Below are 20,346 nucleotides of genomic sequence, written 5' to 3' on the forward strand. Positions count from 1 at the left end.
CAACTGCCGCGGAGGCGAACATGGTCCGGGTCACTCGCATCAGAGGTCGTCCTTTCGCCGCCGCCGCGAAGGCCGGCACCGCACCGGCACAGCGGAATCGCAGCAGCAACGTGATTACCCTCAACCCGACCCCGCCCCGCACCGCTGAAGGACACGGCAAGGGAACGAGCCCGTACTCCCTCCGAGTGCCTCCAGGACGAAAAGTAACCCGGTCGGCCGTACCCCTCATCAGCCAGACCGCCGTATGCGGGCATATGAGCGCGCCCGCCATCAGGGACATGCCGTAGACACACGTTCGATGACAGAGTTTCAGACTGTCTGTGGCCGACCCCGGCGTCCCTGTGTACGGTTTCAGTCGGGCCGAGCGGCATGGTGCGGGCCATGACGCATCCCGCCTCGCCGGTTTCATCGAGAACTCCGGAAAAGTGCGGAGAAAGGACAAAGGTGAAGGCGAACCGCCCACGCAGCATGCGTAATTGATGCATAAGGAAATGCTGTGTGCGTTCGTAGCCATACGAGGGCAGCGGCACATGCCTTGGTGCTCCAGTCGGACATCGAGTCCTGAGCTGGTCTCCCTCATGTTCGGGTCGTGGCAAGGATTGCTGAAGTCGGCGGCTGGGTACAGGAGTTGAAGTCGGTATCCGCGCGAATTGCGAGCCGTCTCGGCGCGCTGCCCGCGGAGCGCATCGATGAGGTCGTCAGGACTCAGGCGAGGGCGTCGAACCCCGCGTAGGCACGGCGGTAGTACACGAGCGGCTGTCCCGAGGGGTCGGAATCCCCGGCGACGATCAGCCCGATGACGATCTCGTGGTCGCCGGCAGGGACGACCTGGTACAGCTCGCAGACCGCGTGCGCCGTCGTGCCCGCGGCCAGGACTGGCAGCCCGCCCGGCCCGGGCCGCCAGTCGACGCCGGTGAACTTGTCACCGCCGGAGGTCGCGAACCGGTTGGAGATCGCGTCCGCGCCGGACGCCAGTACGTTGACGCAGAAGCTCCGCCGCTCCTTGATCTCCGCCAGCGTCTGCGAACCCTTCCCGATGCAGGTGAGTACGAGTGGCGGCTCGCACGACAGGCTGCACACGGCACCCGAGGTCATGCCGACCGGTGCTCCGTCCGCCGTCAGTGTGGTGACGACGGTAACGCCCGTCGGAAGTGCTGCGGCCAGCGAACGGAATTGGTCGGCTTCAATTCCGTAGCCCGCCAGATTGACCATGGGTGACATTGACATGCAGTCGGTGAACGCCGTGCTCATGCGGACTCCTCGAATGTCATGGCAGGGACGTATCGCCAGTTCAGCGAAGCAGGGAGCAGACGTCCGGCGCAATCGTCTGTGCAGAATCAGACACGGTTCAGGTTCGTGGTCGTTGTCCCCGAACAGCGCCGACGCCATCACCAGGTACACCACGGCATGCGGCGGGAGCTTCCCGTCCGGCCGCTCCGCCTGCCGGTGATGTGCCCGCATCGAGTCGTCGGCCTCATCGCGGTGGACCGCCCCGGCCGACGGCCCGATCGAGATCCACTCCGGCAATCACCTGACTTCGCCCGCAATCTGACTACTGGTCAGTAAAAGCGAACCACCCTGGCCGAGGCGCAGGCCCATCGATCGATTCCCGCTACGCGGCATCGGGGCCGAGACGCCTTTCGGTCGCCGCGAAGTGCAGGATTTCACAGGGAGATTCATTGACCCGTGCGGTCGCCATCGGATTGTATTCGGCGTCATTAGAGGCTCAGTCCCGTGCGGTGACGAGAAATCACTCCGCCGGGTATTCACCAGCGCAACTGTCAGTGCGGACCGTTGCGATCGGGGGCTGTCGAGGCCGCACCCGTCACTACCGCAACAGTGAAGGGAAGGTGCATCGTCAATGACAAGCCGAGCACAAACTGGTCGGCTGAGCCGACGGGCTCGATGTGTCTACGTCCTTGTGGCCGCCATCTCAGCGTCGGCCCTGGCGTCCTGCTCCGGTTCTCCCGGGGCGACGTCGGCCGCGCCCGGCGGCGGAACCCAGGCCGCGGCAGGTGGAGCCGCGTCGAAGATCACGATCGACGCGCCGCCGAACGCCTCCAGCGCCGCCGCGGCGTACGGCGCGGCGTCGGGGACGTTCGAACAGGCGGGCATCAAGGTCGCCATGCACACCCACCAGGGATCCCAGTCCACGATCGTCGGGCTGATGTCCGGCGCTTACCCGGTCGTGTGGGCGACCGTGCCCGACATTCTCGCCGCCCAGGCGAAGGGTGTGCCGATCTCGATCGTCGCCCTCGGTGACCAGGGGGCGCCGGGCCAGATCCGGGTACTCAGCCTGGCCGACTCGGGGATCACCAAGCCGGCCGACCTGGTCGGCAAGAAGGTCGCCATCCCGTCGCCGACCTCCGCCTGCGCCCTCGCCATCCCGAACCTGCTCAAGGCGGCCGGTGTCGACGCCAAGCAGGTCAAGCTCGTGACGGTGCCCCAGGTCGACCACGAGAGCACCCTGAAGAACAAGGTCACCGACGCGGTGTGCACGCCCGAGCCGTTCCAGAGCGAGATCAAGCAGCACCTCAAGACCAACGTGGTGCTGGACCTCTTCACCGGCGGCAACAAGAGCATGCTGATCGGGGCGTACGTCGCCACCAATACGTACACGCAGCACAACCCGAAGGCGGTCACCGCCTTCCGCGACGGTCTCACCGCCGCCAACCGGAAGGCGGACTCGGACCAGAGCGTCATCCGGGCACTGATCCCCCAATACAGTGGCGTCAGCGATGAACTGGCGAAGAGCATCACGCTGCCGACGTACATCCAGAACGTGACGGACACGGCTGCGCTGCAGTCCCTGGCCGATGCCATGACGGCCAACGGCCTGCTCACCGCCAAGATCGACGCCGGTAAGTCGTTCGCCGCGCCGGCCCCGTCCGGAAGCTGACCGGGTCATGTTCACCAAGAACCCGACCAGCCCGGGAACGGTAGGCCCGCCGGCCCGTACGGAAGTCGGCGAGGGCGGAACCGGTACGGCCCGGAGCACGGCCACGACTGCGGCGCCGCGGCGCCCCGGCCGGTTCGTCCGATCCGCACGGGCGGCGGCGCGCAGCGCCTTCGCCCGCGGGCTGGTCGGCCTTCTCACGATCTGTCTGGCCGACCAGTTGGTGAGCTGGAGCGGCCTCGTCGAACCGCGCTATCTGCCACCGGCCACCACGATCGTGGCCCAACTCGGCACGCTGCTCACCGCGTCGCAGTTCCTGTCCGACATCGGGCACACGCTCGCCTCGGCCGGGCTCGCGATGCTGGTGGCCACACCGATCGCGGTGATCTGCGGGTTGCTGCTGGGGCTGTTCCCCACGGCCATGCGGGCCACCCGGGTGGTGATCGACGTGCTGCGACCGCTGCCGGCGGTGGCGATCATCCCGCTGCTGACCCTCACGGTCGGGCTCGGGCAGACGAGTGTGGTCCTCGCGGTCGCCATCGCGGTCTTCTGGCCAATCCTGCTCAACACGGTGCACGGCGTACAGGACGTGGACGGGGTCGCTCTGCAGACAGCCGGACTGTTCGGGGCGAAGTGGCCGCGCCGGGTGTTCACCGTCGTCGTCCCGTCGGCGGCACCCGCCATCGGCGCCGGTGTGCGCATCGCGGTCAGCCTGGCCCTGGTGGTCACCGTCGCCGCCGAACTGATCATCGGTACGACCCAGGGGATCGGCGCGTTCATCCTCGACTCCAGCCGCGGTGGCTTCCACGCCGATCTCGTGTACGCCTCGGTGGCGGTCGCCGGACTGCTCGGCCTGGCCGTGAACTCCGCGGCCACCGCGCTCGAGCGGCGGGCGTTCCCGTGGCACGGACGAGAGGGGACGTCATGACCCTGACGACAGCGGGCCTGATCCGCCGGCCGGCCCGCCCGGTCCGTCTGCTGGCCAAACTGGGCAAGGGCGTCGTGGCGCGGTTCGGGGTGCTCGTCCTGCTGCTGCTCGTCTGGCAGTGGGCGACGAGCGGCGCCGGCAACCTGTTCTTCCCGCCGCCGACCGAGATCTTCCACCGGATCCTCGTCGACTGGTTCTCCGGCCCGGCCACGCACCTGTTCGTGACCGCGTCCTTCATGGCCGACGTCGCGCCGAGCATGGGCCGGATGCTGGCGGGCTGGCTGCTCGGGTCACTGATCGGCGTAGTGGTCGGGGTCCTCGCGGGCGCCGTACGGACTGCGCGGCAGATCCTCGACCCGCCGGCGCAGTTCCTGCGGGCGCTGCCCACCCCGGCGGTCGTACCGGTCTTCCTGCTGCTGTTCGGAGCGTCCACAGGTATGCGGGTGGCGCTGATCGCGTTCGGCTGCGTCTGGCCGGTCCTGCTCAACACGATGGCCGCGGCGGCCTCCGTCGATCCCCGGCTGCGGCTCAGCGCACGGGCCCTGCACCTGAGCCGATGGCGCCAGTTGGTGCAGGTGGTGCTGCCGTCGAGCGCGCCGGCCATCGCGGCCGGGATGCGCATCGGGCTCGCCCTCGCGCTGATCCTCATGGTGCTCTCCGAGTGGGTGGTGGCCACCAGCGGCCTCGGCTTCAGCCTCATCACCGCCCAGCAGCACTTCGACATGACGGGGATGTGGGCCGCCATGGTGCTGCTCGCCATCGCCGGCTACCTGATCAACACCGTCTTTCTCACCGTCGAGAGCCGGCTGCTGCGCTGGCACAAGGGGGTTCGAGGCAAGTGACCGACACGCAAACGACCCAGACGGCGGTGATCGACGTAAGCGGGCTGTCGCACACCTACGTCGCCAAGGGCATGACGCACCACGCGATCGCCGACGTGTCCTTCACGGTCTCCCCCGGGGAACTCGTGTCGATCGTCGGGCCGTCCGGCACCGGCAAGTCGACTCTCCTGCTCTGCGTCGCCGGCCTGCTCAAGCCCACCTCGGGCGAGATGAGCGTGCTGGGGGAGCCCGTGCGGGGAGTCCCCAATGATCTGGCGATCGTGTTCCAGGACTACAGCCGCTCGCTGTTCCCGTGGCTGCGAGTGGGCGCCAACATCGAGTTTCCGCTGAAGGCGACGCATGTGCCGCGCGCCGAACGCAGGGCGCGGGTCCAGGAGTCCCTGGAGGCGGTGGGCCTGGCCGACGCCTTCAACCGCTACCCCTGGCAGCTGTCCGGCGGCATGCAACAGCGGGTCGCCATCGCCCGCGCCCTGGCGTGCCGCCCCAAGGTCCTGCTCATGGACGAGCCGTTCGCCAGCGTCGACGCGCAGACCCGGGTCGACCTGGAGGACCTCACCCTGGCGGTGCGCGACCTGTTCGGTGTCACGGTCCTGTTCGTCACCCACGACATCGACGAGAGTGTCTACATCTCCGACCGGGTGATCGCGCTGACCCGCCCGCCCGCGACCGTCGCGGCCGACATCACGGTGGCGCTGCCGACGCCTCGCGACCAGATCGCCACCAGGGCCACGGCCGACTTCGTCAAGCTCCGCACGGAGGTGGCGAACCATCTGCGCCACCCCGATTCCCAAGATCCACTGCAACAAGGCCCCGCACCGTTCGATCCCGCATCCATCGGATCCAAGGAGTAGACCGTCATGCGCTTCTCGGTATACCTGAACGCCCAGTCCCCGGGGCCCGACCACGACCTCGACGTGATCGACGCGGTGACGGCGCAGGCGATCCTCGCCGACCGCAGCGGGTTCGCCGGAGTGTGTCTCACCGAGCACCACTTCACCGGCTACAACACCTACGGCAACCCGTTCACGTTCGGGGCGTACCTGGCGCCGCAGCTGACGAACGCGCACGTGGTGCTGTCGGTCGCGGTCCCGGCGCTGTGGAACCCGATGAACTTCGCCGAGGCGTGCAACACCCTCGACATCCTCACCCGGGGCCGGTGCATCATCGGCGTCGGTACGGGCGGGTCCCCGCAGGAGTACAAGGGTCTCGGCCGGGACCCGATGCAGCGCGGCGCGCTCATGGACGAGGTCATCCGGATCGCGGAGCAGGCCACGCGCAAGACTCTGGACGACCCGGACCTGGAGTACACCACGCCGCACTCCAAGGGCGTGCTGACCCGCCGGATCATGCCGACCTCGTACACCAAGCCGGGGCCGCGGTTCGGCCGCGCCGCGCTGTCCGACGAGGGCATCGTCTACACCGCCGAGCGCGGGTGGGCGCTGATGACCGCCCGCGAGGCCGTGCCCGAGACCGCCCGCAAGTGGCGGCTCTACCACGACACGCTGAACGCGTCCGGCCACGACGAGGAGACGCTCGCCTTCGCCCGGGAATGGTCGATGGTGCAGAAGATGGTCTACGTCGGCGAGACCGACGAGTCCGCGCTGGCCGACGTCGCCGGGCCGCTCGACTACCTCGCCGAGCAGTCGAAGAAGTCGTTCGGCGGCACCGCGAAGGCGGCCGGGTTCAAGAACAGCGTCGTCGGCGTCTCGGCCGTGGACCGGGACGGCTTCCTGGAGAAGGCCATGATCGTCGGCAGCCCCGAGACCGTGGCCCGCAAGATCAGCGAGTACGAGGACGCCGGCGTCGGCCACATGACGCTGGTCTTCCTCTACGGGCAGATGAGCCCGGCTCTCGGCGCCCGCTCGATGCGCCGCTTCATCGACGAGGTGATGCCCCGCTTCACCGACCCGGTGCAGACCGCCGAGCACGTCGCGTACTCCGCCACCACCAGCTGACCGACCCCACACCGCTCACGAAACCCGAGAAAGGGAACCTTGTGACCACCCTGCACAGCGTTACCGAGACCCCGCTCCAGCCCGGCGCCTGGACCATCGACGCGGCCCACTCGCTCGTCGAGTTCTCCGTACGGCACATGACCGTGGCCCGGGTGACCGGCCGGTTCGGTGCCGTCAACGGCGCCGTCGACGTCCCGGCCGACAACCCGCTCGGCGCGACCGTGCGCGCGGACATCGACGTCGCCTCGGTGAGCGCCGGTCACCCCAAGCGCGACGAGCTGATCCGCTCCGCGGACTTCCTCGACGTGGAGACCCACCCCGTCATCACCTTCACCGGCGGCCCGGCGGTGCCGACCGCCGACGGGCACTGGAACGTCCCGGGCGACCTCACCATCAAGGGCGTCACCCGGCCGGTGGTGCTCGACACCGTCTTCGGCGGGGTGATCTCGCACCGCGGCGCGATCCGGGCCGGCTTCTCGGCCGTCACCGAGATCAACCGCAAGGACTTCGGCGTCACCTGGAACGCCGCGCTCGACTCCGGCGGCGCGATCGTGTCGGACCTCGTCCGGATCACGCTGGAGATCGAACTCGTCCTCACCCAGTCCTGACCGACCGAGCGGAGACACGCATGGATCTCGGAATCGCCGGCTCCACGGCCGTCATCTCCGGCGGGAGCACCGGTATCGGCAAGGCCGCGGCCGCAGCGCTGCTCGCCGAGGGCGCGGGCGTCGTCCTGCTCGCCCGTACCAAGACCACCCTCGACAAGACAGTGGCCGAGCTGCGGGCGCTGGGGCACCCCGGACCGGTCGTCGGCATCCAGGCCGACGTCACCGACCGGGCGTCGGTCGAGGCGGCCGCCCGCCAGCTCGAGCTGGAGTTCGGCCGCGTGCAGATCCTCGTGATCGCCGCCGGGCACCGGATGCGCAGGCTCGACCGGCAGCTGTTCTGGGACGACGACGACTGGGCCGGCGACCTGGACGTGAAGACCGTCGGCATGCTCCGGATCATCCGGGCGCTGCATCCGCTGCTGGACAAGACCGGCGCGGGCCGGATCGTCAACATCGGGGGCGTCGCCGGCGAGACGGTCTGGGAAGGCGCCCTCACCCACGGCCTCAACAACGCGGCCATGCACCACGCCACCCGCTACCTGGCCCGCGACCTCGCGTCCGAGGGGATCACCGTGAACGCCGTGGTCCCCGGCCTGGTCGCCACCGAGTGGCGGGTCGGCTGGGCCGCCGCGGCGGCGGAGAAGGCGGGCAAGATGACCGAGGAGTTCCTCGACGCCTACCTCGCCAAGCTCGGGGTGCTGCTCGGCCGGTGGGCCGAGTCGGCCGAGGTCGCCGACGCGGTGGCCTTCCTGGCGTCCCGGCGGGCCGGCTACATCACGGGCACGTCGCTCATCGTGGACGGCGGGATCACCGTCAACGCGCTGTAGACCAGAAGGAAGCCACCATGATCGAACACATCGTTGTCGTGAAGGCGCGACCTGGCGCGGAGGAGGCGGTGACCGAGGCGCTCGTCGAGTTCGCCGAGGACATCGCCGTCCTGCCGGGCCTGATCGAACTGACCGTCGGCCCGAACTTCCACACGCGGTCCCTCGACGCCGGGGTCACGCACGGCATGCTGGTACGCCTGGCGGACGAGGACGCGCTGGACCGCTACCAGAAGCACCCCGTCCACGCCGCGTTGTTGCCCAAGCTGGACGAGACCTGCGTCGGCCGGACCGTCCTGGACTGGGTGGTCGAACGGGACCCGGCGGGGGCGGCGGCATGAGCGCGGTCCGCAGCCTGGTCGCCGCGGCGCTGCCGACGGACGTCGACGGGCGCAGCTACACCCCGCAGGAACAGGCCAACATCGACCTGATCCTGCGGCTGCGGTCGGTGCCGTTCGCCGAGCGCAGGACATTCATGCGCCCCGGCATGCGCCATCACCGCTGGGGATTCGCGTCCTTGGCGGACATCTCCGGCATGAAGGACGGCCGGGGATACGACGCCCACTCCATCTCCGACCGCGTCGACACGATCGAGGACGTCATCGCCAAGGACGACCGCGTATGGGCGGTGTGGACCCTGCGCGGCACCCACACCGGCCAGCTCTTCGGCATCCCGGCCACCCACCGGCGCCTGGAGGTCCTGGAGTGCGGCGTGTGGCGCATCGAGGACGGCCTGGTCGCCGAGGCCTGGTTCTTCGGTGACGAGCTGGCCTTGCTCCGCCAGCTCGGCGCTCCCATCACCGCGGAGCTGCTCGACATCCAGATCAACGGTCCGACCCCGTAGCGGCGCACTCCCTCGTGCCGGTCCCGCTGCCGAGGCCTGCCGAAAGTCCGCCTCCCACACACCCTCTCCCCCGCGGAGCGGTTCAAACGGCCGCACGGCTCCCCGTCAACGGGAGCCGTGCGGCCGTGGTTTGGGCGCTGATCCCGGAGCGGTTCGGTTCGCGTTCCCGATGACGGGGACCCCGCCGCCGTCGCCCCGGCGTGGTCTCCCGCAACCCTCAGTGTTCACACGGGTGTGACCTGCTCGAAGCGGCCCGGTTCGACCGGGCGCGGTCATGTGTTTGCCTTGTGGGTCAGTTTGTCGATGTCGAGGATGACCAGGCCGCGGAGCTCGAGGCGGACAATGCCTCGACTGGCGAGTTCGGACAGGGACTTGTTGACGCTCTCACGTGATGCCCCCACGTAGTGGGCGAGTTGCTCCTGGGTAAGGCCGTGGTCGACCCGGATGCCCTCGACGGTCGGGGTGCCGAACTTCGCGGCCAGATCGAGGAGCATGCGGGCGACGCGGTGCGGGATGTGGCCGTGCAGCAGGTTTTCCAGGGCGTCGTTGATACGCCGAACCCGGCGAGCGAGCAGTTGCAGGAAGTGCCATGCCGCGTCGGGCTCCTCCTTCAGCCAGCGGCGTACGGCCGACGCCGTGAGCTCGGCCAGTTCGAGCTCGGTCAGGGCGGTCGCCGTGGCTTTGCGCGGCGCCGGATCGAAGAGGGTGAGCTCGCCGAGAAGGTCGCCAGGACCCAGTACCGCGAGGAGATTGTCACGGTCCGCGCCGGCGGGGCGGGTCATCCCTATCTTGCCGCGGATGATCACATACATCGACGTGCCGGGATCGCCGACCCGGAATACGACCCCGCCGCGTTCGAGATGCCGCCGCTGCGCCACCTTCTCCAAGCTGAGGGCCGCATCCGGACGCAGCCCGGCGAAGAGCACCGTATTGGCCAGGATCTCGTCCACGCCTCCATGGTATGGATCGTCCACGATGCATACCAGAGTTGGACATGCGCTCTTGTGAGAGACAACAGACGGGCGTGCCCGCGCGAGAGCGGGCACGCCCGTCTCCGGCAATGATCCCGGCGGCAACGCGTGGCAGGCGGGTGGTGGGGAGACCCACGCCGACGTGTGCCGGTTCGCCCGTGAGCCGGGTCGATCAACCGTGCAGATCCGCACAAGCGGCCACGCCGGGATTGACACCCGGAACGAGGCCGCGGCGAGACAGCACCGGGGAAGGCCGAACCGGCCACCTGGGTCCTGGACAGCTCAGCTCCGTGTCACGTGCGTTGGCAGGAACGTACCCATGCGCCTCGGGGCCAACCGATCGCACCTCGCGCTTTTGACGTTCCGCCGTCGGGCGCACACGACTTGAGGGAGTCACGGCTGCGCGAGACAACCGAACAAGGGACATGCATGCAGGCCAGACCGCGCACGCTCGGCGTGGAACTCACTTTGTTCGCCTTAACCGTGACGGCGCTGTCCTCGGCGTGGGCGATCAGCGGCACGGCATCGTCGTGCGGCGGATCGCGGACACCACCATGTTCACCCCCAGGCCCGACGTGGTACTGGTGAGCGACTCGGGCGGCGAGGCAACGGTGAAGTACCGCGCCGGTCATGAGGTGCCCGTAGGGGGCCTCTCCGGATTTGACCGGACGAGCGTCGCGTCCGACGCGGACGCCGCCCGCCTGCGTTCGTGGATCGTCTCGTCCCCTCGTTCCTGACCGGCATCCGCAGCCCTCCCACGGCCGGTATCCGCAACACATCGCAGACGGCGGTGGGTTGCGGAACCCCGTGGCCGACGCGCACCCCGGCGGCGCCCGCGCTCGCCGAAGGAAAAGCCGTCGGTCTCCGAGAACTTTTCCGGCCCCGCTCTCCACTCATCAGTCGGGGTGGTGCTCCGCCGCCCGCAGGATCCCCACAGGAGTTGCGAGTTGTCCATACTGCACAGACTCATGCCCCGTCGAGGAAGACGGTCGCTGCTCGGCGCGGGGCTGGTGAGCACGGCCCTGCTCGCCGCGCTCGGCGCCCCGGCACCGGTCCAGGCGGCCGCCGCGCAGTCCGCTCCATCGTCGACGTCGTCTGCCCACCCGCTGCCGGGCAACGTCAAGCCGCTCTGCGGTCCGCCCAGGCCGCACGAGTTCACCTGCTTCGGTCTGCGACGCACCGACGTCGCGCGGAGCAAGGCGCTCAGGACCGCCGGAGAGAGCCCCGAAGGGTTCGCCCCGGCCGACCTCCGCAGCGCCTACGGGCTCCCCGCGGACGGCGGGGCCGGGCGCACCATCGCGGTCGTCGACGCCTTCGACAACCCGAACGCCGAAGCGGACCTGGCTGTCTACCGCACGCAGTACGGACTGCCCCGCTGCACCACCGCCAACGGCTGCTTCACCAAGGTCGACCAGCGTGGCGGCACCGACTACCCGAACCCCGACCCGGGCTGGGCCGGTGAGATCTCCCTTGACCTGGACATGATTTCCGCCGTCGCCCCGAAGGCCCGCATCCTGCTGGTCGAGGCCGACAGCGCGGGCATGGACGACCTCGGCTCCGCCGTGGACCAGGCCGTGGCCCTCGGCGCGGGATACGTCTCCAACTCCTACGGATCGAACTACGTGTTCTTCCCGGAGGACCCGGCCGAGACCGCTTCCGACGTCCACTACGACCACCCGGGTGTCGCGATCGTCGCCTCGTCGGGTGACTCCCGCTACGGCGTGGCCTTTCCCGCGGCCTCCCCGCACGTCACCGCGGTCGGCGGCACCACCCTCACCAAGACCCCCGACGTGCCGCGTGGCTGGTCGGAATCGGTGTGGAGCCACGACGGCGCCGGAACCGGCTCGGGATGCTCCCAGTACGAGCCCAAGCCCGCCTTCCAGCGGGACACCGGATGCCCCGGCCGTACCGTCGCCGACGTCTCCGCCGTGGCCGACCCGGCCACCGGCGTTGCCGTGTACGACAGTTACGGAGACACAGGCGGCTGGGGCGTGATCGGCGGAACCAGCGCGTCGGCCCCCATCATCACCGGGGTCTACGCGGACGCGGGCGCCCCGATCGCCGGAACCCACCCCAACGTCTACCCGTACGCCTCCGGCGGCGCGGGCCTGAACGACGTCACCGAGGGCAGCAACGGCAAGTGCGCACCGGCCTATCTGTGCACGGCCGGCCCCGGCTATGACGGACCCACGGGCCTCGGCACCCCCGACGGCCTCGGCGCGTTCCGGATGGGCCCCCATGGAACCCTCTTCGGAACCGTCACCGACAAGGCCTCCGGAGCACCCGTCGCCGCGGCGTCCGTGACGGCGGGCCTCTACACCGCGACCACCGACAGCGCGGGCCGCTACACCCTGCCGCTGCCCGCCGGCACCCACGAAGTCCGGGTCAGCGCCTACGGGTTCGCCTCAGGCAGCGCCGCGGACATCGAGGTCGCCGACGGCTCCACCGCGACGTGGAACGTCGCGCTGCGCAGACTCCCCACCCATCGGGTGTCGGGCACGGTCGCCGACGCCTCGGGGCACGGCTGGCCGCTCCACGCCCGGATCACCGTCGACGGCGTTCCGGGCGCCCCGGTGTGGTCCGACGCCTACACCGGCGCGTACCGCCTCGACCTGCCCGAGAACCACACCTACACCCTCCGCGTCACCGGCGACGACCCCCACTACCGTTCCCTCGTACGCCGGGTGACCGTGCGGAGCACGGACCAGACCGTCCGGCTCGGGCTGCCCGCCGACACCTGGGCCGTGGCGGACGATCCCGCGTACAAGCTGCGGGTGGACACCCTGAACACCCAGCCCTTCGACGCGACGGACAGCGCGCCGCCGGGCTGGAACGTCGTGGACCTCGCCGGCACCGGGCACGTCTGGTCGTTCGACGACCCGGGCCACCGGGGCAACAACACCGGGGGCTCCGGAGGGTTCGCCATCGCCGACAGCGACCACGCCGGTAACGACGTGGCCATGGACACCCTGCTGGTCAGCCCGGTCTACGACTTCGCCCGATCCGGCGACCCGGAACTGGCGTTCAGCACCGACTACGAGGGATCCGGCGACCAGACCGGCGACGTCGACGTCACGGCCGACGGCGGCAAGACCTGGAAGACCGTCTGGCACCAGGACCAGGTGTGGGCCAGCGGCCGGGTGGAGATCCCGCTCACCGACTACGCCGGCAAGAGCGCGGTCCAGGTGCGCTTCCACTTCACCGGACCGGGCCTGCTCTGGGAAGTCGACGATGTGACGGTGGCCGAGCGTGTCCTCACGCCCGTCCGGGGCGGGATGCTGAGCGGCGTCGTCACCGACGCCAACACCCGACGCGGGCTCGTCGGCGCCCAGGTCCGGTCCGGCTCCACACGGGGAACGGCGGCGATGAGCCTCGCAGGCGCCGGGGACCCCCGGGTCGGCGACGGCCTCTACCGCCTGTTCGTCCCCGGCGGCGGCAGCCACACCGTGACCGCCGGCAAGCCCTCGTACCGTACCGCGACCCGCACCCTGGCGGTCCCCACCGACCGGTTGACCCGGGCCCCGTTCACCCTGAAGGCGGGGCGGCCGGCGTTCGGCACCACACGGATCGACGCGACCACGAGGCCGGGAGGCGAGGTCACGCGCAAGGTCACCGTACGCAACACCGGGACCGCGCCCGCCACGCTCCGCTTCGGCGAGCGCACCGGCACCGGAGCGGCCCCCGCTCCCGGCACCGCCTGGCGCTCCCTGCCCGACCTTCCGGCCCCGGTCATGGACAACGCGCTGGACAGCCACGGGGGGAGGATCTACTCGGCCCTCGGCTCGCACGACGGCAACACCCCGACCGCCGACCTGTATGTCTACGACCCCGCGGCGGGCACCTGGAGCAAGGGGGTGAGCGCCCCCCAGCCCCGGCAGGCCACGGCGCACGGCTTCATCGGCGACCGTCTCTACACCGCGGGCGGATGGGCACCGGGTGAGAAGGTCAGCCGGACGACGCAGGTCTACAACACCGTGACGAAGACCTGGGCCAAGGGACCCGACATGCCCGCGGCACGCTTCGGAGCGGCGAGCGCCGTGGTCGACGGACGACTCTATGTCGTCGGCGGATGCACCAACACCAGCTGCGCGAGCACCGTGTACGTGTTCGACCCGGGCACCGGCAGGTGGTCCCGGGCGGCCGACTACCCGCAGACGATCGGCTGGGCGTCCTGCGGCGCCATCGAGGGCAAGGTGTACTGCGCCGGCGGCACCGACGACTACGTCGAAACAGACGCCGCCTACGTCTACGACCCCGCGTCCGACAGCTGGCAGCCGACCGCCTCCATGCCGGTGGGGCTGGCGACCGCGGCCTCCACCGCCGCCAACGGACGGCTCCTCGTCTCCGGCGGCTTCAAGCGGGTCGGCGTGAACCGGGTCCTCACCCCCGAGGGCTACGCCTACGACCCGGGCACCGACAGCTGGACCCGGCTGCCCGACGCCCCGACCGCGGTCTACCGCGGCGGCGCCACCCCGGGCATGTACCAGGTGGGCGGCAGCAACGAGGCCCGCTTCCCCGTCCCCGTGGCCACCGCACGGCAACTGCCGGGCTGGGACGAGACGGAGACGGACGTGGGCTGGCTGTCGGAGAACCCCGGGCACCTGACCCTGCGCCCGGGCGCGAGCGCGACGTTCACGGTGACCCTGGACGCCCTTGGCATCACACGGCCGGGCCTCCGTACGGCGTCGGTGATCCCACTCGGCGACACGCCGTACTGGGTGCCGCCGATCCCGGTCTCCCTGCGCATCGTGAAGCCACCGGCCCACTGACCGGGTGTAGTCTCCGGGCGCGAGAGGCGCCCGGAGACGCCCCCACGACGGGCTGAACATCCTACGGAAGGGGTGGCCCTCCCCGAGAGACGCCCCTTCCGGCCATGACCCAACGGGTGCGTCCGCCGCTCCTCCCGGCGAGCGGGCAGGCGGCGCACCGGGTCCGACAACAGGAAAGGCATCATGTTCAAGGCCCTGATCATCGGCGGATCCGTCGGAGGACTCGCAGCCGCCCACGAGATGCGGGCTGTCGGTGCCGAAGCCGCTGTGTACGAGCGCTCCGCGGGCAGGATGGAGGCCCGCGGCGCCGGTATCGTCATGCAGCCCGAGGTGGAGGCCCTGCTCGTCCGCCTCGGGATGTCCGCGCAGTCGGTGAGTGTGGGGTTGCACGAGCGCCAGCAGCTCCACATCCACGGCCGAGCCACACGCTATGCGGCGCCCCAGCTCATGACCTCCTGGGACACCCTCTACCGGGCGCTGCGGGACCCCCTGGCCGAGGTCTGCTACCGCCTCGACAGCGCCCTGAGCCGGGTCCGGGTGGAAGACGGCGAGGTCACGGCCGAGTTCGCCGACGGGTACACCGCACGGGGCGACTTCCTCGTGGGCGCCGACGGCATCGGCTCGGCGACCCGTCGACTGCTCGACCCCGCCGTCCGAACCGCATACGCCGGATACGTGGCCTGGCGGGGCCTGGAGCCGGAATCGGCCGTGCCCGAGCACCTGCTGGACCTGCTGGCGGAGCGGTTCACCTTCTTCGGTTCGGACGGCCAGCAGATGCTGTGCTACCTGGTCCCCGGTCCCAACGGCGAGACGGTGGAGGGCAGCAGGCGCGTGAACTGGGTGTGGTACACGAACGTGCCCGAGCGTGAACTGCCGAGGCTGCTCGCCGGCCGGTCCGGGAAGACGTTCACCACCTTCCTGCCGCCCGGTGAGCTGCTGCCGGAGACCGCCGCGGAGCTGGCAGCCACGGCGGACGCGTCCCTCCCGCCGCAGTTCGCGGAACTGGTACACCGCTCCGAGGTCTTCATGCAGCCCGTCTTCGACGTTCCGCCGCGCCGGATGATCGGCGACCACGCGGCCTTGATCGGCGACGCCGCGGGAACGGTCCGCCCCCACACCGCCTCCGGGACCTCCAAGGCCCTCGGCGACGCGGCCGGCCTCGCGTCCGCTCTACGAGGATGGGCATCCGGCCAGGCCCTGCCCGCCGCACGGCTGGCGGACTGGGAAGCGCAACGGCTCTCGCACCTGGTCACCCTGTCGCACGTCGGGATCGATCTGGCCCGCCGGTCATCACTCGGGACACCCACCGGCCCCGCCTTCTTCGTCTCGCCATGACCAAGCGCCGCCTCGCACGGTCGCAGTCAGACCACCGCCTGCCCTGACATCGACATCGTCGCGGGCCGCCGACTCAGTGATCACCGCGTCCATGAGGGCCTGGAAGGCTTCGCCACGCGCCCACATCCGGGACCTACCACGATCGTCGGTTCAGGAGTTGACGCGGCCCTTGCTGCGCATGGCGGCACGGACGCGTACCTCGGCGAGGCTGCGGCCGGCGATGTGCGGGGTGGTGGCGCGGCGCTGGGCTTCTTCGAGCACGATGACGGCGTTGGTGCGCAGTCGCTGGGAGATCGTCTCGAAGATGGTGGAGGTCTCGGGCCGGAATCCGGAGTAGCGGGCGTCCATGGCGAAGGCAGCGGCGACGACGCCGCCGGCGTTGGCGACGAAGTCGGGCAGGAGCCAGATGCCGCGTTCGGCGAGGATGGCCTGTGCTCGCGGTGAGGTGGGCAGGTTGGCGCCCTCCACCACCAGTTTGGCCTTGATCTGGTGGGCAGTTGTGTCGTCGATGACGTCCTGGAGGGCCGCCGGGACCAGGATGTCGCAGTCGATGGTGAGTTCCTGGCCGGGGCGTATGACAACGCCCTGGTGGTGACGGGTGACGAAGTCGTCGCCGTGTTCTTGACGTGCGGTCCGTAGGGCGGCCACGTCCAGTCCGGTGGGGCTGTGGAGAGCACCCTTGGCGGTGGATACGGCGACGACGGTGGCGCCGAGTTCGGCGAACCGCGTGGCGGCGGCGTGACCGACGGCTCCGAATCCCTGGATGGCTACCCTGGCGCCGCTGAGCGGCACCTGGAGATGCTGAGCGGCGGCGTCGGTGGCTTCGGCGACTCCGTACCCGGTGACGCCGAGCTTGTCGTAGGCGACTCCGCCGAGGTGGGCAGGGGTGCCGACGGCCGCGCCGCGGTCACCGAGTTCGTCCTGAATGATCGCCGCGTCGTCCTCGGTCAGCCCCATGTCGAGCCCCATGACGTATTCGCGGGGCACCTCGTTGGACAGGGCGCGGGCGAAGGCGCGCAGGATCGCTTCCTTGTCGGGGGAGGCCGGGTCCGCGACGATGCCGGCCTTCGCGCCGCCGTAGAAGAGATCGACGCCGGCCCACTTCCATGTCATGACACGGGCCAGACGGGCGATTTCCTCGACGGAGACGGTGGCACTCATGCGGGTGCCGCCCTTGCCGACGCCGCGGGCGGTGTTGTCGATGACCAGGACGCCCTTCATACCGGTGCGCCGGTGGGAGACAACGACGATCTTCTCGGGTCCCCAGTCGTCGACGAGAGACAATGCGTCAGTCACAGGATGGCTTCCTTGTCTGCTGATGATGTGAAAGGGCGGCTGGCGGGTGAGGACTGCGGGGGCAGGGCACGGGCTATGAGCTCGGCGAGGTGCGTGCCGCTGCGGTCGGTCTGCTGGGCGATCTGGGTGCGGCAGCTGAAGCCGTCCGCGAGAATGACGGTGTCCGACGCTGCTGCCCGCACCGCGGGCAGGAGGACCTGTTCGCCGGCCGCGACGGACACGTCGTAGTGGCCACGTTCGAAGCCGAAGTTTCCCGCCAGGCCGCAACAGCCGGAGTCGAGAATGCTGTTGTCGACGCCCATGGCTTCCAGGAGTGTGCTGTCGGCGGTGAAGCCACTGGTGGCGTGCTGGTGGCAATGGGTCTGGCTGATGGAGCGGGCGTCGATGCGCGGAGGCTGCCAGCCCCGAGTGCGATGGAGGAGGAGTTCGGCGAGGGTGAATAGGGACTGAGCGAGCGCACGTGCATCGGTGTCACCGTCCAGGAGCTCGGGCAGATCGCTTTTCAACGCCGCGGTGCAGCTCGGCTCCAGTCCGACCACCGGCATGCCTGCGCGTATGGCCGGTGCGAGCGCGGTGACGGTGCGGCGGGCGATGCGGCGGGCGATGCCCAGCTGGCCGGTGGTGATCCACGTGAGGCCGCAGCACTGGGTGCCGTCCGGGACCTGAACTCGGTATCCGGCATGTTCCAGAACGGCCACGCCGGCTTTGAGGACATCGGGTGTGAAGTGGTTGTGGAACGAATCCACCCACAGCATGACCGGACCGCGGTGCCCGTCGCCTTCACGAGTACGCGCCCGGAACCAGACCAGGAAGGTCTGGTCGGCGAAGCGGGGAACCTCACGCTCGGCGGCCATGCCTCCCAGCTTCTTGAGCATCGGCGCGAGGCGGGACGACGTGAGCGCGTTGACCAGCCCGGGCATGCGAGCAGCGATACGAGACACCAGGGGCAGCCAGCCCATGGAGTAGTGGGAGGCGGGCCGGAGCCGCCCTTTGTAATGGTGGTGCAGGAACTCCGACTTGTACGTCGCAACGTCCACACCGACCGGACAGTCCGCACTGCATCCCTTGCACGACAGACACAGATCGAGCGCGTCCCGCACTTCGGTGGACCGCCAGCCGTCGGTGATCACCTCGCCCTGGGTCATTTCGTACAGCAGGCGGGTTCGCCCCCGGGTGGAGTCCTTCTCGTCGAGGGTGACGCGGTAGCTGGGGCACATGACATCGCTGCGAGGCTTGGCCGTACGGCACTTGCCGACACCGACACACCGCCGGGTGGCCTTGGCGAAGTCGCCGTCGTCGGCGTGGAAAGGGAAGACGGTGGCCATGGGCAGAGAAGTACGTCGCGGGCTGACCCGCAAGTTGTCGTCAAGGGGCAGCGGATTGACGATCACGCCGGGATTCAGGCCGTTGTCGGGATCCCAGACGCGCTTGAACTGCTCGAACAGGGCGATGACGTCCGGGCCGTACATCAGCGGCAGCAACTCGGAGCGCGCCTGGCCGTCGCCGTGCTCTCCCGAGAGGGAACCGCCGTGTGCGGCGACGAGTGCAGCGGCGTCGGTGACGAAGGCGCGGAAGACGGCGGTGCCGTGTGCGGTGGTGAAGTCGAAGTTGATGCGCACGTGCAGGCAGCCCTCACCGAAGTGCCCGTAGACGGCCCCCTGCAGCTGATGACGATCGAGCAGATCGTTGAACCGACGCACGTAGGAGCCGAGCTGGTCGGGCGGTACGGCTGCGTCCTCCCAGCCCGGCCATGCCTCGGACCCGTCGGGCAGACGCGTGGCCAGACCCGCCCCGTCTTCCCTGATTCGCCACAGCTGCCGGGCCCGTACAGGATCGGTGACGATCTCATATCCGGTGAACCCTGCGGTTGTGCCTGCGGCTGCGGTGAAGTCCGCTGTGAGCTGGGGGAGTTCGCCCTCCGGTCCGCCGAACTCGGCGAACAACCACGCCTGGGCGCGGGGCAACGTGGCGACCGCCTGACGGGTCTCCGGTCGGGTGACGATGTCGGTCAGGGCCCGGTCGAGGCCTTCCAGCGCCAGGAGCTGATGCTCGAGGAGGAGGGAGACGGCGTCTGCCGCAGCGCAGGCGTCCCGGTAGCCGAGCACGACCAGGGCTCGGGCAGGAGGAGGGGCCACGAGGCGGACGGTGGCTGAGAGGACGACGGCCAGTGTGCCTTCGCTGCCGACCAGGGCCCGGGCGAGGTTGAAGCGCCGCTCCGGCAGGAGGTGTTCGAGCGCGTAGCCGGAGACCTGCCGGGGAAACTGGCCCAGCCGCGTGCGCAGGGTTGCGAGGTTCTGCTCAGCCAGACGGTGCAGAGAGGCGATGAGTTGGGCGCGGTCGTCGCCGACGGCGACGGCTTCGTCGATCTCTGCCCGGGTCATTTCGCCGAGGCGTAGTACGGTGCCGCGGTAGGTGACCACTTCGAGTTCCAGCACGTTCTCCGCGGTGCGCCCCCAGATGAGAGAGTGCGAGCCGCACGCGTTGTTGCCGATCATGCCGCCGAGCGTGCAGCGGCTGTGGGTGGAGGGGTCCGCGCCGAAGAGCAGGCCGTGTTCACCGGCAGCCCGTTGCAGGTCGTCCAGGACGATGCCGGGCTGCACCGTCGCCGTGCGGGCGACAGGGTCCAGCGCGAGCAGGCGGTTGAAGTAGCGGGAGAAGTCCATGACCACGCCGGAGCCGATGGCCTGGCCTGAGGTACTGGTGCCCGCGCCGCGCGAGGTGATCGGCACGCGCATGCGCCGGCACACCGCGATTGTGTTGAGCACGTGCCGACGCTCGCGGGGGAAGACCACGGCCAGCGGGATGTGCCGGTAATTGGAGGCGTCGGCCGCGTACTGCGCCCGGCGTCCGGGATCACCGTGCACGTCGCCGCAGTCGCCTTGCGTGAGCGCCTCCGTCACGGCTGCGGCGTTGAGGTGTTGCGGGCCCTGCGCTGTCGGTGTCACTGCGGTTGCCCCTTCGCTCATCAGTCATCCCCAACCTCGTCACAGCCACAATCTGCGGCCCCAGCCCGTCCCACAAGACACAGCAGCACAAAAGTATTCACTCTTGAGGCTTAGCAATGCTTATTCTTGGGCC

16 protein-coding genes are annotated in these 20,346 nt (G+C 69.8%); 12 read left to right on the forward strand and 4 right to left on the reverse strand.

Going from position 1 to position 20,346, the window contains the following annotated elements:
- Positions 1-705: 705 nt before the first annotated feature.
- Positions 706-1,251 carry a flavin reductase family protein gene (locus tag ACWD5Q_RS10310; RefSeq protein ID WP_451426593.1) on the reverse strand — a complete coding sequence of 182 codons (546 nt, stop codon included), beginning with the start codon at positions 1,249-1,251 and terminating at the stop codon, positions 706-708.
- A gap of 670 nt (positions 1,252-1,921) precedes the next feature.
- On the opposite strand from ACWD5Q_RS10310, the gene ACWD5Q_RS10315 reads away from it, so the two are divergent.
- From ACWD5Q_RS10315 to ACWD5Q_RS10355, 9 genes are read left to right on the forward strand one after another with little or no spacing between them, the layout of a single operon-like run.
- Positions 1,922-2,899 (forward strand): ABC transporter substrate-binding protein, encoded by a 978-nt coding sequence (locus ACWD5Q_RS10315; RefSeq protein WP_451426594.1) that lies wholly within the window; start codon positions 1,922-1,924, stop codon positions 2,897-2,899.
- A 7-nt stretch (positions 2,900-2,906) separates the two neighbouring features.
- Positions 2,907-3,824, forward strand: a complete 918-nt coding sequence (locus ACWD5Q_RS10320) for an ABC transporter permease (RefSeq protein WP_451426595.1) — start codon at positions 2,907-2,909, stop codon at positions 3,822-3,824.
- Positions 3,821-4,666, forward strand: coding sequence for an ABC transporter permease (locus ACWD5Q_RS10325; protein WP_451426596.1), 846 nt, complete (start codon positions 3,821-3,823; stop codon positions 4,664-4,666). The genes ACWD5Q_RS10320 and ACWD5Q_RS10325 overlap by 4 nt, the downstream gene beginning before the upstream one ends.
- Entirely contained in the window at positions 4,663-5,517 is an 855-nt protein-coding gene (locus ACWD5Q_RS10330) for an ABC transporter ATP-binding protein (RefSeq protein ID WP_451426597.1), read from the forward strand. Before ACWD5Q_RS10325 ends, ACWD5Q_RS10330 begins: the two co-directional genes overlap by 4 nt.
- A 6-nt stretch (positions 5,518-5,523) precedes the next feature.
- Positions 5,524-6,621 carry an LLM class flavin-dependent oxidoreductase gene (locus tag ACWD5Q_RS10335; RefSeq protein WP_451426598.1) on the forward strand — a complete coding sequence of 366 codons (1,098 nt, stop codon included), beginning with the start codon at positions 5,524-5,526 and terminating at the stop codon, positions 6,619-6,621.
- A 41-nt stretch (positions 6,622-6,662) separates the two neighbouring features.
- Positions 6,663-7,229: a YceI family protein gene (locus tag ACWD5Q_RS10340; protein WP_451426599.1), complete on the forward strand. Its 567-nt coding sequence runs from the start codon at positions 6,663-6,665 to the stop codon at positions 7,227-7,229.
- Positions 7,230-7,249: 20 nt separating this feature from the next.
- Positions 7,250-8,056: an SDR family NAD(P)-dependent oxidoreductase gene (locus ACWD5Q_RS10345; protein ID WP_451426600.1), complete on the forward strand. Its 807-nt coding sequence runs from the start codon at positions 7,250-7,252 to the stop codon at positions 8,054-8,056.
- A gap of 17 nt (positions 8,057-8,073) precedes the next feature.
- Positions 8,074-8,394, forward strand: coding sequence for a Dabb family protein (locus tag ACWD5Q_RS10350; protein WP_451426601.1), 321 nt, complete (start codon positions 8,074-8,076; stop codon positions 8,392-8,394).
- Positions 8,391-8,897 (forward strand): ester cyclase, encoded by a 507-nt coding sequence (locus tag ACWD5Q_RS10355; protein ID WP_451426602.1) that lies wholly within the window; start codon positions 8,391-8,393, stop codon positions 8,895-8,897. The genes ACWD5Q_RS10350 and ACWD5Q_RS10355 overlap by 4 nt, the downstream gene beginning before the upstream one ends.
- A 272-nt stretch (positions 8,898-9,169) precedes the next feature.
- Here the strand turns inward: ACWD5Q_RS10355 and ACWD5Q_RS10360 are convergent, their stop codons facing one another.
- Entirely contained in the window at positions 9,170-9,847 is a 678-nt protein-coding gene (locus tag ACWD5Q_RS10360) for a Crp/Fnr family transcriptional regulator (RefSeq protein WP_451426603.1), read from the reverse strand.
- 524 nt (positions 9,848-10,371) lie between these two features.
- On the opposite strand from ACWD5Q_RS10360, the gene ACWD5Q_RS10365 reads away from it, so the two are divergent.
- From ACWD5Q_RS10365 to ACWD5Q_RS10375, 3 genes are all read left to right on the forward strand, one after another.
- On the forward strand, positions 10,372-10,605 hold the full coding sequence (locus ACWD5Q_RS10365; RefSeq protein WP_451426604.1) for a hypothetical protein: 234 nt from the start codon (positions 10,372-10,374) through the stop codon (positions 10,603-10,605).
- A gap of 231 nt (positions 10,606-10,836) precedes the next feature.
- Positions 10,837-14,637 carry a Kelch repeat-containing protein gene (locus tag ACWD5Q_RS10370; RefSeq protein ID WP_451426605.1) on the forward strand — a complete coding sequence of 1,267 codons (3,801 nt, stop codon included), beginning with the start codon at positions 10,837-10,839 and terminating at the stop codon, positions 14,635-14,637.
- Positions 14,638-14,820: 183 nt separating this feature from the next.
- A complete protein-coding gene (locus ACWD5Q_RS10375; protein ID WP_451426606.1) occupies positions 14,821-15,972 on the forward strand; it encodes an FAD binding domain-containing protein in 1,152 nt (383 codons plus the stop codon).
- Between the two features lie 150 nt (positions 15,973-16,122).
- Here the strand turns inward: ACWD5Q_RS10375 and ACWD5Q_RS10380 are convergent, their stop codons facing one another.
- Both ACWD5Q_RS10380 and ACWD5Q_RS10385 read right to left on the reverse strand, forming a co-directional pair.
- Entirely contained in the window at positions 16,123-17,268 is a 1,146-nt protein-coding gene (locus ACWD5Q_RS10380; protein ID WP_451426607.1) for a Glu/Leu/Phe/Val family dehydrogenase, read from the reverse strand.
- Complete coding sequence (locus tag ACWD5Q_RS10385) at positions 17,265-20,213, reverse strand: FAD-binding and (Fe-S)-binding domain-containing protein (RefSeq protein ID WP_451426608.1); 2,949 nt, start codon at positions 20,211-20,213, stop codon at positions 17,265-17,267. The genes ACWD5Q_RS10380 and ACWD5Q_RS10385 overlap by 4 nt, the downstream gene beginning before the upstream one ends.
- Positions 20,214-20,346 lie beyond the last annotated feature (133 nt).

This window comes from Streptomyces sp. NPDC002513, assembly GCF_053595355.1.

Bases quoted from the DNA above. Each gene is read 5' to 3' on its own strand.
- ACWD5Q_RS10320 (WP_451426595.1), top strand. From the start codon at position 2,907: ATGTTCACCAAGAACCCGACCAGCCCGGGAACGGTAGGCCCGCCGGCC.
- ACWD5Q_RS10310 (WP_451426593.1), bottom strand. From the start codon at position 1,251: ATGAGCACGGCGTTCACCGACTGCATGTCAATGTCACCCATGGTCAAT.
- ACWD5Q_RS10325 (WP_451426596.1), top strand. From the start codon at position 3,821: ATGACCCTGACGACAGCGGGCCTGATCCGCCGGCCGGCCCGCCCGGTC.
- ACWD5Q_RS10370 (WP_451426605.1), top strand. From the start codon at position 10,837: ATGCCCCGTCGAGGAAGACGGTCGCTGCTCGGCGCGGGGCTGGTGAGC.
- ACWD5Q_RS10350 (WP_451426601.1), top strand. From the start codon at position 8,074: ATGATCGAACACATCGTTGTCGTGAAGGCGCGACCTGGCGCGGAGGAG.
- ACWD5Q_RS10335 (WP_451426598.1), top strand. From the start codon at position 5,524: ATGCGCTTCTCGGTATACCTGAACGCCCAGTCCCCGGGGCCCGACCAC.
- ACWD5Q_RS10345 (WP_451426600.1), top strand. From the start codon at position 7,250: ATGGATCTCGGAATCGCCGGCTCCACGGCCGTCATCTCCGGCGGGAGC.
- ACWD5Q_RS10355 (WP_451426602.1), top strand. From the start codon at position 8,391: ATGAGCGCGGTCCGCAGCCTGGTCGCCGCGGCGCTGCCGACGGACGTC.
- ACWD5Q_RS10375 (WP_451426606.1), top strand. From the start codon at position 14,821: ATGTTCAAGGCCCTGATCATCGGCGGATCCGTCGGAGGACTCGCAGCC.